Here is a 13,772-nt window from a genome sequence, read left to right as displayed (position 1 = left end):
TGGCGCAAAGGCGAGGACGTCGTCCCCATCTGGCTCGGTGCCCTTCCTCCGGGGGCGAAGCAGGAAATCCTGCAGAGAATCGACCGTTGGATTCAACGTTCCGGAAAGTGAGGCGCCCAAGGCGCTGCCCGCGCACGGAAAGGCCCCGCCACCGTATGAAGGCGACGGGGCCGCTTCCGAGCAGGGCAGGGTAGGTCAGATGGCGACCTCGACCTGGGCGACCTCACCGACCTTGGCGGTCACCTGGGTGTCGACGCTGACGCCACCGGCGGCCAGCACCCGCACCGTCCAGTCGCCGTCGGCGGCGAAGAAACGGAACACGCCCTCATCGCCGGTCACCACTTCGGCGGTGAACTCGCCGGTGGAGTCCAGCAGCCGGGCGTAGGCGCCGGGAACCGGCGTGCCGTTACGGGTCACCGTCCCCTGGATCACCGCCTCGTTGGACAGGTCGACGGTGGCGGGCAGGCGGGTGGTCTGGGCAGGTGCAGCGCAACCCTGGGTCATGTCTTACTCCAATCTCCGCTTGGCAGCGGGACCGTCGTCAGTGGGTGGGGAGGGACCCGGGGCCCCTTACTTGGCCTCGCCGAGCTCGATCGGGACGCCGACCAGCGAGCCGTACTCGGTCCAGGAGCCGTCGTAGTTCTTCACGTCCGACAGGCCCAGCAGCTCGCGCAGCGCGAACCAGGTGTGCGAGGAGCGCTCACCGATCCGGCAGTAGGCGATGATGGGCTTGCTGAAGTCCACGCCCGCCTCCTCGTAGAGGGCGCGCAGCTCCTCGTCGGACTTGAAGGTGCCGTCGTCGTTGGCCGCCTTCGACCACGGGATGTTGCGGGCGGTCGGCACGTGGCCGGGGCGCTGGGCCTGCTCCTGCGGCAGGTGGGCCGGCGCCAGCAGCTTGCCGGTGAACTCGTCCGGGGAGCGGACGTCGATCAGGTTCTTCTTGCCGATCGCGTCCACGACCTCGTCGCGGAAGGCGCGGATCGACAGGTCCTGGTCCTTGGCCTTGTACTGGGTGGCCGGGCGCTGCGGCACCTCGGTGACCAGCTCGCGGGAGTCCAGCTCCCACTTCTTGCGGCCGCCGTCCAGCAGCTTGACCTTCTCGTGGCCGTAGAGCTTGAAGTACCAGTAGGCGTAGGCGGCGAACCAGTTGTTGTTGCCGCCGTACAGGATCACCAGGTCGTCGTTGGCGATGCCCTTGCGGGACAGCAGCTCCTCGAAACCGGTCTTGTCGACGAAGTCGCGCCGGACCGGGTCCTGCAGCTCGTTCTTCCAGTCGATCTTGATGGCGCCGCGGATGTGACCCTTGTCGTAGGCGGAGACGTCCTCGTCGACCTCGACGAGGACCACGCCCGGGTCGTCCAGGTGCTGCTGCACCCAGTCTGCGTCCACCAGGACGTCGGAGCGGCTCATGCTGGAACCTCCCTGTCGGAGCGGTTTTTTGGAATCACGCGACGGATCAGCAGGTACATCTCGCAGCCGAGGCAGAACCCGAACGCCGCGTTCAGGAAGGCCGCCCCCAGCGCGAGAGCTGTGGCAACGATGCCGAGCCACTCGATTCCCACGACGTAACCGACTACTCCCACCAGGGCGAAGACCAGGCCGACCCCTTGGGCGAAACGGGGCGGCGCGGCGTCTTCCAGCTGCCGGGGCGGACCGATCCGGGGCCGGATGAGGGCCTGGTAGATCAGTCCGTACGGCGCATAGCGCAGGCCGATGAGGGCTCCGACGGCGAACACCACGGCCTGGGCGGCGAGCAGTTCCCAGCTTCCCGTTATCAGTACGACCACCAGGACAGCGGTCGTGATGCCCGCGGACACGCGCTGCCCACGCGGATCGACCTGCATTGGGGTGCTCCAGGTGCTGAGACTGGGATGCGAGCTGGGAGGGGAGTCGAGATGACTCTGCTAGCTACGGCTCGATGCCTCAGACCAGGCGACAGAGCGACGCGGACACGCGGCAGAAGTCGACCGCGCGACGCTTCGTGAGCAGCTGCTCTGTCCAGTAACGCACGCCACGATGGTAAGTGTTGTCTCGCAGAATGTCACTCCCGTATCGGCTTTCGAGACGGTGAGGTCCGTCTCTCCCCTGCGGGCCCGGGAGCGACGCGTTCAGTCGATCACCGCGCCGAGGGCGGCGATCACGTCGGCCTTGCGGGGCGCCCCGGTGGCGCGTCGCCGCACGTTCCCGGCGGCGTCCAGGACCAGGACGGTGGGGGTGCGCACCACCCCCAGCCGGCGGACCAGGTCCAGGTGCGATTCGGCGTCGATCTCGATGTGCGCCACGCCCTCCACCATGGCGGCGACCTCCGCCAGCACCCGGCGGGTGGTCCGGCAGGGGGCGCAGAAGGCGGTGGAGAACTGCACCAGCGTCGCCCGCTCCCCCAGGGCGGCGCCCAGCTCCGCGGGGCCCAGCCGGTCGGTGGCGGCCTCTGGCACGTCCCCTCCTCTCGCCGGGCGCAGCCGGCCGTCACGGTGGCGGCGCACAAGGCCGAACACCGTGGCGGCGAGCAGCACGAAGGCCGCGACGAACGCACCTGTCATCGTGATGGCACAACCTACCGGACCGCCCGGCTCTTCCCCGCGGGGCGGTCATTCCGCGGGAATGGTCACCAAGGGCCGCCCGTCGTCGGCGACGACCTGGAAGGAGGCCACCTCGGCGCGCCGGAACATCGTCGAGCCGACGAACGTGGCCTGGGGGTGGTCCAGCCGCCAGCTGCCCATGATGTCGTGCCGGCCCTGCCGGTTGATCGCCTCCAGCCGGCAGCGGCTGCCCGCCGAGACGCCGCTCAGGCGCAGCTCGGCCTGCGTGCCCGAGTTCTTGGCGAACAGCAGCAGCTCGGCCGACACCCCCGTATCGGCGTCGCGGGCCTGCAGCCGCTCACCGGTCGTGGACGGGGAGGGGCCCTCCCCGGTCTGGGACGGGCCGGGGGCGGTCACCGGGGGCGAGCCGTCGAACCGGTCGTCCAGCAGGCCGCCGAACAGCGCGCCCACCACCAGCATCACGGCGGCGGCGACGACCAGCGGCGTCCAGCGGCTGCTCCACAGGGCCTTCCAGCGTGCGCTCCACCGCCGGCGCCAGGAGGGGCGGCGGTCGCTGGCGGCCCGGGCCAGCAGCGTCTCCAGCAGTTCGCCGGGAGGCTCGGCCAGCGCGGCGATCTGGGCCTCGCTGACCCGCCCCAGCAGCGCGGGCAGGGCGGCCATGCCGGCCAGCTCGTCCCGGCAGGACGGGCAGACGCTCAGGTGCGCGTCCACCGCGGCGCGCTCGGCCGGGTCGATGGCGCCGAGAACGTACACCCCCAAGGAGATGCGTACCTCTTCGCATTCGGTGCTCATGGCGCCAACCCCCGCTCCTCCAAGGCGAGCTTCAGCGCGCGCAGCGCGTAGTAGGTTCGCGATTTCACGGTGCCCGGGGGGATGCCCAGCACCTGGGCGGCCTCGGCCACCGAACGGCCCCGGTAGTAGGTCTCCAGGATCACTGCGCGGTGCTGCGGGCTCAGGTCGGCCAGTGCCTCGGCCACCGTCCAGGACTCCAGGGCCCGGTCGATGTCGTCGTTCCCGGCAGGCAGCGCGGCGTACTCGTGCAGCCCGGTCTCCGGCGGTCTGGACCGCCGGGCCCGGTGGGCGTCCACCGCGAGGTTGCGCGCCACGGTGAACAGCCAGGGGCGGACCGGCCGGCCGGTGAGGGCCTCCGGGTGCCGCCAGGCCCGCAGCAGGGTCTCCTGCACTATGTCCTCGGCCTGCTGGCGATCCCCGCCGGTCAGCCGCAGGGCGTATCCGAGCAGCGGACCGCCGTGCTCGGCGTACAGCGAGCGCAGCAACCGTTCGTCGGCGGTGGGTCCCACGCCGGTGACACGTACGCCCTCCCGGTCCGGTTCACCGGCGGTCAACGGTTTTCTTCCCGCTGCGGGACCGGCGGGGGCTCACCGGCCGGCGAGCTCTCCCACGGCCACGTCGTGGGCGGTGGCGCCGACGCGGATGCCGGCCTCGGTGATCTCGACGCGGCTGATGCGCGAGCCCAGCGGCAGCTCCGGCACCGGCACCGTCCATGACAGCGGTCCGCGCAGCGCGCCCAGCGGGACCCGCAGGCCCTGCGTGGCGACGGAGCGCGGGGTGATCCGGATGCCGTCGCGGGAGACCTCGGCCGACAGCACGGCGGTGCCGTTGAGGGTGAAGCCGAGCAGCGAGCCGGTCAGCTCCACCTCCAGGTCCGAGCCGCTGGCCCCGATCCGGGTGACGTTGGCGGGGGCGTGGCGCTTGATCAGGTCGTAGGGCAGGATCGCCGAGGCGGTCGCGGTGCCCGCCACCACCCCGCTGGTGTCGCCGTTGATCGCCTCCGACAGCGGCGCCCGCAGGTTCTCGATGCGCACCCGCACGTCCCGCAGCGTGACCTCCTGCCGGGTGAAGTCGCCGATCGCCACGTCGACCTGCCGGTACTCGCCCCCGATGGCCTGGGTGAGGAAGGGCAGCCCGTGGATGGTGACCTCCGGCCGCTGGGGCAGGGAGTACTGGACGGCCAGCCGCTCGGCCACTTCCCGCTGCACCAGCAGCACGCCGATGCGGTCCGCCGCGATCAGCCCGCCCGCCAGCAGGACGAGGAACACGACCAGAGCCTTGCGCATGCACTCTCCTCACGCCGCGGACCGGGGTGCGCCCACATTACGGCGTCCCGGCCCCGCCATGTTCCCCAAGGCGCGCCTTCCCGGCGTTCGGCTCACGGGGAACGGGTCTGGAATATAAGCCGATATACGGACGGCGCCATCGGATCGTAGACCGAAGTTGAAAACTCGCAAACGAGATTCCAAAACCGTCCGGGAAATCACATCCGGCTCGGAGGGATGTGAGATCAGCCACCCGCGAACGGCGGCAGCACCTCGATCACGGCGCCCTCGGCCAGGGCGACGCCCTCGTGCGGGCGGGTGCCGACCGGGGCGCCGTCGATCAGGAATGAGCTGCGCTCGAGCACCCGGGCGAAGTCGCCGCTCCGGCCGCGCCGGGCGTTGTGCAGCGCCTCGGCCAGCGTCGCGGCCTCATAGGGCTCTTCCTCGACCCCCGCGGCGGCGCGCGCCGCCGCCCAGTACCTGATGGTGCCCCTCGCCATGATCTCAGGATCTCATTCTCGCAACAGCCGAAACCCGGCAGACACTTGCCATTGCCTCATTGGACACCTCGGATATCCTCATACCCGAGGGATCCGGGCGACGAGGCCACCCGGGTCCTTGACGTCTTTTTAGGGCGGGAGGCGGCCCTTGAGCAGTTTGCTCTTGCTCACCAACGCACTGGAACCTTCCGATGAGGTGCTCCCCGCGTTGGGGTTGCTGTTGCACTCAGTACGCGTCGCTCCTGCGGAGGCATCCGCACTGATCGACGCCCCACCGGCCGATGTGGTGCTGGTCGACGCCCGCCGCGACCTGGTGCAGGCCAAGAGCCTGTGCCGGCTGCTGCGGACCACCGGGCTGGACTGCCCACTGCTGGCCGTCGTCACCGAAGGAGGTCTGGCCGCGCTCAGCCCCGAGTGGGGACTGGACGACGTGCTGCTGCAGACCGCGGGACCCGCCGAGGTCGAGGCCCGGTTGCGGCTGGCCATCGGCAGAGCGGCCGCGAGCGAGGCCGACGATGTGCCGGGCGAGATCCGCAACGGCGACCTGACCATCGACGAGGCGACCTACACCGCGCGGCTGCGCGGCCGGGTGCTGGACCTGACCTTCAAGGAATTCGAGCTGCTGAAGTACCTGGCGCAGCATCCGGGACGGGTGTTCACCCGCGCCCAGCTGCTGCAGGAGGTGTGGGGGTATGACTACTTCGGCGGCACCCGGACCGTGGACGTGCACGTGCGGCGGCTGCGGGCCAAGCTCGGCGCCGAGTACGAGTCGCTGATCGGCACGGTCCGCAACGTCGGCTACCGGTTCGTCCCGGACCACCGGCCGGGCGAATCGGAGACCCGGGAGCCCGTGCGTTCTTGATTTTGGAACGGTCCGCAAGACATCCCGGCAGGATGTCGGCGGATCGGGCGAGACTAGGGTGGCGCCCATGGACGAGCGTGCCCTGGTCTTCTCCGACGGCCTGACCGACCCGCAGATCAGCCAGGTGCTGGCGCTGGCGGAGGCCGCGACACGGCATGACGGCGTGGCTCCGCTGTCGGAGCAGGCGCTGTTGACCTTGCGGGCCGGCCGGTCCCGTTCCCTGCTGTCGCTGGAAGACGGCGTCATCGCCGGTTACGCCCATCTCGACCCCGCCCCCGACGGTGCGGGCGCCTCAGGCGAGGTGGTCGTCCACCCCGGCCGGCGACGGCGCGGTCACGGCCGGGCACTGCTGCGCGCGCTGCGCGAGCGCGCCCGCGGCCCGCTGCGGGTGTGGGCGCACGGCGACCTGGCCCCCGCCGCGGCGCTGGCCGCCGCCGAGGGCATGGCGCGGGTGCGGGTGCTGCTGCAGATGCGGCGGCCGCTGCAGGACTCCCCGCTGCCGGAGGTGACCGTCCCAGACGGGGTGACGATCCGCACCTTCGAACCCGGCCGCGACGAGACGGCCTGGCTGCGCGTGAACGGGCGCGCCTTCGCCGATCACCCCGAGCAGGGCGCCTGGACGCTCGAGGACCTGCGCGCCCGGCAGGCCGAGCCCTGGTTCGACCCCGCAGGGCTGTTCCTGGCCGAACGCGACGGCCGACTGATCGGTTTTCACTGGACGAAGGTCCACCCCGACCCCATCGGCGAGGTGTACGTGGTGGGCGTGGACCCCTCCGCCCAAGGACTGGGACTGGGCCGGGTGCTGACCCTGATCGGCCTGCACCATCTGCGGGACCGGGGGCTGCCGGCGGTGATGCTGTATGTGGACGAGTCCAACCGGCCGGCGCTGCGTTTGTACGAGTCCCTCGGCTTCACCCGGTATGCGGTGGACGTGATGTACCAGAGCCCGCCGCCGCACTGATCCCCGGACATCGCCGTGACCAGTGGCGTTTACCGCACGTCAACGCCCGGTCGACGCGACTTTCGCGGCGGTGTCCCTTTCACTTCACCGTTCGTTCACCTGGATCAGGGTGGCTGGACACCTGCCCTCCTTAGCGTCGCCTGCGACGGTGGACCCCATGCCTGCCATCTCCACGGGGGTCCGCCGCACGACGACCAAGAGGAGAATCCCCGGTGAAGAACGGCTCTCGACTCGCCGCCCTCGGTGGCGTGGTCGTTGCGGGCGCGCTGGCGCTGTCGGCCTGTGGTTCCGACGACAACGTCGGGGCCGGCGCGTCCAACGCGCCGACCGGCAAGATCGACTGCGTCAAGGGCACGGTGAACGCCGCCGGCGCCAGCTCGCAGAAGAACGCCATCGAGGAGTGGAAGAAGATCTACGCCCAGCAGTGCGCGGGCGCCACCCTCAACTACAACCCCGCCGGTTCGGGTGCCGGCATCCAGGCGTTCCTGGCCGGCCAGGTGGCCTTCGCGGGCTCGGACTCGGCACTGGATGAGCAGGAGGCCGCCCGGGCGCGGCAGCGCTGCCAGGGCAACCCGGCCTGGAACCTGCCCATGGTGGTCGGCCCGGTCGCGGTGATCTACAACCTGCCCGGCGTGGACGGCCTGCAGCTGAAGCCGAAGACGCTGGCGGCGATCTTCGCCGGCAAGCTCAAAAAGTGGAACGATCCGGCGATCGCCGCCGACAACCCCGGCACCGACCTGCCGGACACCGACATCAAGCCGATCCACCGCTCCGACGAGTCGGGCACCACCGAGAACTTCACCGACTACCTGAGCAACGTCGCAGGTGACGAGTGGAAGTGGGAGCCGGAGAAGAAGTGGCCGACCGAGGCCGGCGGCCAGGGGGCGCCCAAGTCCGACGGCGTGGTGACCGTCCTGAAGCAGACCGAGGGCGGCATCTCGTACGTGGAGATGTCCTTCGCCAAGAAGAACGGCCTGCAGACCGCCAAGATCGCCAACGGCTCGGGCGAGTACGTGGAGGTCTCCGAGCAGAGCGTGGGCAACGCCCTCGACAGCGCCGAGATCGTCGGCCAGGGCCATGACCTGGCGCTGAAGCTGGACTACAACACCAGTGCCGCCGGCGCCTACCCGATCTTCCTGGTCACCTACGAGGTGGTCTGCTCCAAGGGCCTGCCGGCCGACCAGGCCGCGTTCGTCAAGGCCTTCCTGAAGTACACCGCCGGCGAGGACGGCCAGAAGGTGCTCACCGACGCCGGTTACGCACCGCTGTCGCCCGCCCTGGCGGCCAAGGTCCGCGCAGCCGTCGAGGCCCTGTCCTGAGCAGCGTCCTGAACGGCAAGGCACGAGCCCCGCGCAGCCCCGCCACCACGCGCACCGGTGGCGGGGCCGTCGCGGGTTCGGCACCCGGCACCCCCAAGGAGGCAGTTTCGTGACCAGCGAGGCAGATATCGGCCGGGCGGCCGACATCGCCGCCGGCAGCCGGGCGGTCCGCCGGCCGATGAGCACCGGCCGCCGGGGCGACCAGATCTTCGCGCTGACGTCCCGGGCATCGGGCATCGCGCTGCTGGCCGTCATGGCGGCCATCGCGGTGTTCCTGATCTGGAAGGCCATCCCCGCGCTGCAGGCCAACACCGCCAACTTCCTGACCGAGCAGGAGTGGAACCCCAACGCCGATCCGCCGGTGTTCGGCATCGCGCAGCTGGCCTATGGGACGGTGATGACCTCGTTTCTGGCGCTGCTGATGGCCACCCCCGTGGCGTTCGGGATCGCGCTGTTCATCTCCTTTTACGCGCCCCGCCGCCTGGCCGCCGCCCTCGGCTACCTGGTCGATCTGCTGGCCGCGGTGCCCAGCATCGTCTACGGCCTGTGGGGCCTGCACTACTTCAGCACCAAGATGGACGACGTCGGCCGTTTCCTGAACACCTACTTCGGCTGGATCCCGCTGTTCGGCGGGGACAGCGTGGGCGGCCGGTCGCTGCTCACCGCCTCGGTGATCCTGGCGATCATGATCTTGCCGATCATCTCCTCGCTCACCCGCGAGGTGTTCCTGCAGGTCCCCACCGCCCATGTGGAGGCCGCCCTGGCGCTGGGCGCCACCCGCTGGGAGGTCATCAAGATGGCGGTGCTGCCGTTCGGCCGCTCCGGCATGATCAGCGCCGCGATGCTGGGGCTGGGCCGGGCGCTGGGGGAGACCATCGCGGTGGCCATGGTGCTGTCCACCGCCGGCGGCATCAGCATCCACATCCTCAAAGACGGCGGCAACACCATCGCCGCCAACATCGCCAACAGCTTCGCCGAGGCCGGCGAGACCGCCCGGGGCGCGCTGATCGCCTCCGGGCTGGTGCTGTTCGTGATCACGTTGATCGTCAACATGACCGCCCGCGCGATCGTGGCCCGGCACAGGGAGTTCGCATGAGCATCACGGCGACCGGTTCTCCGCCCGGCGGCCTGCCGAAGGTCTCGGCCCGGCGCCGGGCCGCGGACCTGACCGTGCGGGTGCTGGTCTGTGCGGCGTTCGTGCTGGCGGTCATCCCGCTGGCGTCGGTGCTGTGGATGGTCCTCACCCGCGGGCTGGCCCGGCTGGATCTGACCTTCCTGACGTACTCGATGAACGGGCTGTCCAGCGGGGACGAGGGCGGCGGCGCCAACCACGCGATCGTGGGCACGCTGCAGCAGGTCGGGCTGAGTACGGCCATGGCGGTGCCGCTGGGCGTCCTGACCGGCATCTACCTGGTCGAATACGGTGACGGCAAGCGATTGGCCCGTGTCATCACCTTCTTCGTGGACGTGATGACCGGCATCCCCTCCATCGTGGCGGGCCTGTTCGTCATGGCCTTCTGGCTGGTGGCGCTGGGCTTTGAGTACTCGGGGTTCGCCGGGTCGCTGGCGCTGGCCATCTTGATGCTGCCGACGGTGGTGCGGGCCACCGAGGAGATGCTCAAGCTCGTCCCGGGCGACCTGCGCGAAGCCTCGTACGCGCTGGGGGTGCCGCGGTGGCGGACGGTCTGCTTCGTGGTGCTGCCCACCGCGCTGACCGGGATCGTCACCGGGGTGATGCTGGCGGTGGCCCGGGTGATGGGCGAGACCGCCCCGCTGCTGCTGCTGATCTTCGTCACCGACGCCATCAACGCCAACCCCTTCGCCGGGCCGCAGGGCTCGCTGCCGACCTTCATCTGGTACCAGGCCGGCGACCCCAACCCGCAGGCGATCGAGCGGGCCTGGGCCGCCGCGCTCACGTTGATCCTGCTCATCATGCTGCTCAACCTGGGCGCGCGGCTGCTGGCCCGGCTGCGCAAGCCCGTCTCCCGTTAGGAGTTTCGCCCCATGGCCAAGCGCATCGAGGTCTCCGGGCTGCACGCCTACTACGGCTCGGTCTGCGCCATCGAGGACATCTCCATGACGATCGAGCCGCGTTCGGTGACCGCCTTCATCGGCCCGTCCGGCTGCGGCAAGTCCACCTTCCTGCGCACCCTCAACCGGATGCACGAGGTCATCCCCGGCGCCCGCGTCGAGGGCAAGGTGCTGCTGGATTCTGAGGACCTGTACGGACCCGGCGTCGACCCGGTGGCGGTACGGCGGGTGGTGGGCATGGTCTTCCAGCGTCCCAACCCCTTCCCCACCATGTCGATCTACGACAACGTGGCGGCCGGGCTGAAGCTGAACGGAGTGCGCCGCAAGTCCCAGCTGGATGAGGTCGTCGAGCGGTCGCTGCGCGGCGCCGGGCTGTGGAACGAGGTCAAGGACCGGCTGCACCGGCCGGGCGCCGGGCTGTCGGGCGGTCAGCAGCAGCGGCTGTGCATCGCCCGCGCCATCGCGGTCGAACCGCAGGTGCTGCTGATGGACGAGCCGTGCTCGGCGCTGGACCCGATCTCCACGCTGGCGATCGAGGATCTGATCTCTCAGCTGAAGAACCGGTACACCATCGTGATCGTGACCCACAACATGCAGCAGGCCGCCCGGGTCAGCGACCGCACCGCCTTCTTCAACATCTCCGGCCCCGGCAAGCCCGGCCGGCTGGTCGAGATCGGCGACACCAGCAAGATCTTCACCAATCCGTCCGAGAAGGCCACCGAGGACTACATCACCGGCCGGTTCGGCTGAGCGGAGGAAGCAGCCGCCCGGGACGGGCCGTCTCCGGGGGCTCCAACGAGCAACGCGCCGGGCGCTTCAGCGAGCGCCCGGCGCGTTTTTCGCCGTTGCCGAGGGCGGCTATGCCCCGAACAGGTGGACGAACCAGTAGACGACGCCGGCCACCAGCGCCGCCATCGGCATGGTCAGCACCCAGGCCATCACGATGTTGCCCGCCACGCCCCAGCGGACGGCCGACAGCCGCTTGGTGGCGCCGACGCCCATGATGCAGGAGGTGATCGTGTGGGTGGTGGAGATTGGAGCGTGCCAGATGTAGGCGGTGGCGTACAGGATCGCCGAGGCCGTCGCTTCGGCGGCGAAACCCTTGGGCGGATCCAGTTCGATCACCCGGCGGCCCAGGGTGCGCATGATCCGCCACCCGCCCGCATAGGTGCCGGCGGCCAGCGCGCTCGCGCACGCCACGATCACCCACAGCGGCACGCTCTGGCCGTCGGCGTGCCCGGTGGTCACCAGCGCCAGCACGATGATGCCCATGGTCTTCTGGGCGTCCTGCAGGCCGTGCCCCAGCGCCATGGACGCCGCCGACAGCGACTGGGCGATGCGGAACCGGCGGCCGATCTTGCGCGGGTGCGCCCGGCGGAAGATCCACAAGATGGCCACCATCACCAGGTAGGCCAGGCAGAAGCCGACGACCGGGGAGACCACCATCGGGATGGCGACCTTGTCGACGACCGTCCCCCAGCTCACCGATGAGGCCGAGGCCAGTCCCGCGCCCACCACGCCGCCGATCAGGGCGTGCGAGGACGACGACGGCAGCCCGAAGTACCAGGTGATCATGTTCCAGGTGATGGCGCCGAGCACCCCGGCGGCCACCACGGTCAGCCCGTGCAGCCCTTCCGGCGGGGTGATCACCTCGCTGACGGTCTTGGCGACCTCCACCCCCAGCAGCGCGCCCAGCAGGTTCATCACCGCGGCCATCAGCAGCGCGGCGCGCGGGGTCAGCGCCCGGGTGGACACCGAGGTGGCGATGGCGTTGGCGGCGTCGTGGAAGCCGTTGGTGTAGTCGAAGCCCAGGGCGATCACGACGACCAGCACCAGCACCGCGGTCTGGGCGTCTGAGCGCAGCCCGAGCGCTCCGGCGCCGATCACCACCAGCACCAGCGCCAGCAGCCCCAGCCAGGCCTTGATCGATACCCGGGAGGCCTGCTCGCTGAGCGGGGGCGGCTCGTCCCCGGGCGGGGGCGGGGGGTTCAGGACGGTCTCACGCGCCTCGGTCATGACTCTTTGACCGCGATGGTCTCGACGGTGTTGGCCACGTGCTCGAAGGCGTCGGTGGCGCCCTCCAGCCGGTCGATGACCTCTTTGAGCTTCATCACCGTCAGCGTGTCGTAGGAGCCGTTGAACAGGTGGGCCAGCAACCGCCGGTAGATCTGGTCGCCCTGGTTCTCCAGCCGGTTGATCTCAATCCAGTACTCGTTGAGCTCCTTCATCGAGCGCAGCCGCGGCATCGCCTCGGCGGTCAGCTCGGCGGCCCGCTCCAGCACCTCGACCTGCTGCACGACCCCCTTGGGCAACTGATCGATCTTGTAGAGCACGACGAGGTCGGCGGCCTCTTCCATGTCGTCCATCACATCGTCGATCTGGGACGCCAGCCGGTAGATGTCCTCCCGATCGAACGGCGTGATGAAGGTTTCGTTCAGCCGGTGCATGATCGCGTGAGTCGCCTCGTCGCCTGCGTGTTCGCAGGCGCGCAGCTTCTCCGCGATGGCTTCTCGGTCGGCGCCGTCGCTGATGAGTTCCACGAGCAGCCTGGCTGCCGTGACCAGGTTGTTCGCCGAGGCGGCGAACATGTCGTAGAAGCTGTCCTCACGAGGCGTGAGACGCAGTCGCACGTCATACTCCTGAAGTGCCGGAACAATCCGGAAGGATCGTAGGCGTTACCAGCCGGAAAAAGAACCTTCCCCCGTTCTTCTCCCTTCGGTGCCCACCTCCTCACCTTGCAGATTGCCCCGAAGCACCCTGAGCACACTCCGGACGGGAGACTTAGGGCCAAGGCTCACATAGCGCCGCATCTGGCTGTGATGACCTCACAGCTCCCGCGTTTTCCCACGTCATCGGGGGTGCCGGGGAACGGGCGCCGGATCGGCGCCAAATACCCGTGAGGGGTATGAAGGAGGGGCCGGAGAGCGCACCCTGCGATGCCCCTGGAAGTGAGATTGATTACAAACCAGCCGCGATTTGCATCTGCGCCCAGCACCTCATCGGCCGGTGAACTCATCCCGACGGAAAAGTGAACAATGGATGAACATTGCGCATACGGAAGTTGAACGCCCTTGGTGAATCCCTTAAGGTGCGCCGAACACGAAGCGGCCGGTGCACCCCGCGGGGGTGCACCGGCCGCTTCGGAAGAACTACCTACTGTGGCGTCGACTCACGACGACCGGTCCCGTCCTCACGCCGAACCCCGAGCACCGTGTCGATCTCGTCGATGGTCAGCGGCCGTTCGGCCGTGGCCACCGCGCTCAGGATCTCGGAGTAGAGTTCGATCTCGTCCAGCGCGACACGGTCGTGGACGCGCAGGTCGATCTGCTGTCGCACCGCGTCCACCTCCAGGATGATTCCCGCCTGCGGGGAAGCAGTCTTCCTCGGTTCCCCACACCCATAGCCGAGGCTACTCGCCGGTCGTCTTGTGGCGCATGACCCAAGAGTGTCATTCGGTAGCCATCCTTAAGAGGCATGGGCCGCACCGCCCACAGGGGGCACG

General features: G+C 69.6%; 17 protein-coding genes. 6 read left to right on the top strand and 11 right to left on the bottom strand.

Annotated features, from left to right (window positions below):
• Positions 1 to 195: 195 nt before the first annotated feature.
• The 8 genes from BUE48_RS03025 to BUE48_RS02990 all read right to left on the bottom strand — a co-directional run bounded on the left by BUE48_RS03025 (position 196) and on the right by BUE48_RS02990 (position 5,097).
• Positions 196 to 504, bottom strand: coding sequence for a DUF1416 domain-containing protein (locus BUE48_RS03025; protein ID WP_012850982.1), 309 nt, complete (start codon positions 502 to 504; stop codon positions 196 to 198).
• 66 nt (positions 505 to 570) lie between these two features.
• Positions 571 to 1,410 carry a sulfurtransferase gene (locus BUE48_RS03020; RefSeq protein WP_012850981.1) on the bottom strand — a complete coding sequence of 280 codons (840 nt, stop codon included), beginning with the start codon at positions 1,408 to 1,410 and terminating at the stop codon, positions 571 to 573.
• Positions 1,407 to 1,844: a DUF4395 domain-containing protein gene (locus tag BUE48_RS03015; RefSeq protein WP_012850980.1), complete on the bottom strand. Its 438-nt coding sequence runs from the start codon at positions 1,842 to 1,844 to the stop codon at positions 1,407 to 1,409. The genes BUE48_RS03020 and BUE48_RS03015 overlap by 4 nt, the downstream gene beginning before the upstream one ends.
• Before the next feature lie 264 nt (positions 1,845 to 2,108).
• Positions 2,109 to 2,483, bottom strand: coding sequence for a TlpA family protein disulfide reductase (locus tag BUE48_RS03010; protein ID WP_502694592.1), 375 nt, complete (start codon positions 2,481 to 2,483; stop codon positions 2,109 to 2,111).
• 105 nt (positions 2,484 to 2,588) lie between these two features.
• The gene (locus tag BUE48_RS03005; protein ID WP_286988723.1) at positions 2,589 to 3,332 is read right to left on the bottom strand and encodes an anti-sigma factor family protein; all 744 of its coding nucleotides are present in this window, start codon (positions 3,330 to 3,332) and stop codon (positions 2,589 to 2,591) included.
• Positions 3,329 to 3,886: a sigma-70 family RNA polymerase sigma factor gene (locus tag BUE48_RS03000; protein WP_012850977.1), complete on the bottom strand. Its 558-nt coding sequence runs from the start codon at positions 3,884 to 3,886 to the stop codon at positions 3,329 to 3,331. Before BUE48_RS03000 ends, BUE48_RS03005 begins: the two co-directional genes overlap by 4 nt.
• A 33-nt stretch (positions 3,887 to 3,919) precedes the next feature.
• Positions 3,920 to 4,618, bottom strand: coding sequence for an LmeA family phospholipid-binding protein (locus BUE48_RS02995; protein WP_012850976.1), 699 nt, complete (start codon positions 4,616 to 4,618; stop codon positions 3,920 to 3,922).
• A 224-nt stretch (positions 4,619 to 4,842) separates the two neighbouring features.
• Positions 4,843 to 5,097, bottom strand: coding sequence for a MoaD/ThiS family protein (locus tag BUE48_RS02990; RefSeq protein WP_012850975.1), 255 nt, complete (start codon positions 5,095 to 5,097; stop codon positions 4,843 to 4,845).
• Between the two features lie 148 nt (positions 5,098 to 5,245).
• Here BUE48_RS02990 and BUE48_RS02985 point away from each other — a divergent pair, with 148 nt between their 5' ends.
• From BUE48_RS02985 to pstB, 6 genes are all read left to right on the top strand, one after another.
• Positions 5,246 to 5,959 carry a response regulator transcription factor gene (locus tag BUE48_RS02985; RefSeq protein WP_012850974.1) on the top strand — a complete coding sequence of 238 codons (714 nt, stop codon included), beginning with the start codon at positions 5,246 to 5,248 and terminating at the stop codon, positions 5,957 to 5,959.
• Between the two features lie 67 nt (positions 5,960 to 6,026).
• Positions 6,027 to 6,920, top strand: a complete 894-nt coding sequence (gene mshD / locus BUE48_RS02980; protein WP_012850973.1) for a mycothiol synthase — start codon at positions 6,027 to 6,029, stop codon at positions 6,918 to 6,920.
• A gap of 212 nt (positions 6,921 to 7,132) precedes the next feature.
• Positions 7,133 to 8,239: a phosphate ABC transporter substrate-binding protein PstS gene (pstS, locus tag BUE48_RS02975; RefSeq protein ID WP_012850972.1), complete on the top strand. Its 1,107-nt coding sequence runs from the start codon at positions 7,133 to 7,135 to the stop codon at positions 8,237 to 8,239.
• Positions 8,240 to 8,348: 109 nt separating this feature from the next.
• Positions 8,349 to 9,335: a phosphate ABC transporter permease subunit PstC gene (pstC, locus tag BUE48_RS02970; RefSeq protein ID WP_012850971.1), complete on the top strand. Its 987-nt coding sequence runs from the start codon at positions 8,349 to 8,351 to the stop codon at positions 9,333 to 9,335.
• Entirely contained in the window at positions 9,332 to 10,231 is a 900-nt protein-coding gene (pstA, locus tag BUE48_RS02965) for a phosphate ABC transporter permease PstA (protein ID WP_012850970.1), read from the top strand. The genes pstC and pstA overlap by 4 nt, the downstream gene beginning before the upstream one ends.
• 12 nt (positions 10,232 to 10,243) lie before the next feature.
• Complete coding sequence (gene pstB / locus BUE48_RS02960; protein ID WP_012850969.1) at positions 10,244 to 11,020, top strand: phosphate ABC transporter ATP-binding protein PstB; 777 nt, start codon at positions 10,244 to 10,246, stop codon at positions 11,018 to 11,020.
• A gap of 108 nt (positions 11,021 to 11,128) precedes the next feature.
• Here pstB and BUE48_RS02955 read toward each other — a convergent pair whose 3' ends face one another.
• The 3 genes from BUE48_RS02955 to BUE48_RS02945 form a co-directional block, all read right to left on the bottom strand.
• On the bottom strand, positions 11,129 to 12,286 hold the full coding sequence (locus BUE48_RS02955; protein ID WP_012850968.1) for an inorganic phosphate transporter: 1,158 nt from the start codon (positions 12,284 to 12,286) through the stop codon (positions 11,129 to 11,131).
• Positions 12,283 to 12,900: a DUF47 domain-containing protein gene (locus tag BUE48_RS02950; protein WP_012850967.1), complete on the bottom strand. Its 618-nt coding sequence runs from the start codon at positions 12,898 to 12,900 to the stop codon at positions 12,283 to 12,285. The genes BUE48_RS02955 and BUE48_RS02950 overlap by 4 nt, the downstream gene beginning before the upstream one ends.
• A gap of 523 nt (positions 12,901 to 13,423) precedes the next feature.
• Positions 13,424 to 13,606, bottom strand: a complete 183-nt coding sequence (locus tag BUE48_RS02945; RefSeq protein ID WP_012850966.1) for a hypothetical protein — start codon at positions 13,604 to 13,606, stop codon at positions 13,424 to 13,426.
• Positions 13,607 to 13,772 lie beyond the last annotated feature (166 nt).

This window comes from Thermomonospora sp. CIF 1 (assembly GCF_001896795.1).
Classification (GTDB): Bacteria; Actinomycetota; Actinomycetes; order Streptosporangiales; family Streptosporangiaceae; genus Thermomonospora; species Thermomonospora curvata.
This window is presented reverse-complemented; position numbering and strand designations above follow the sequence as displayed.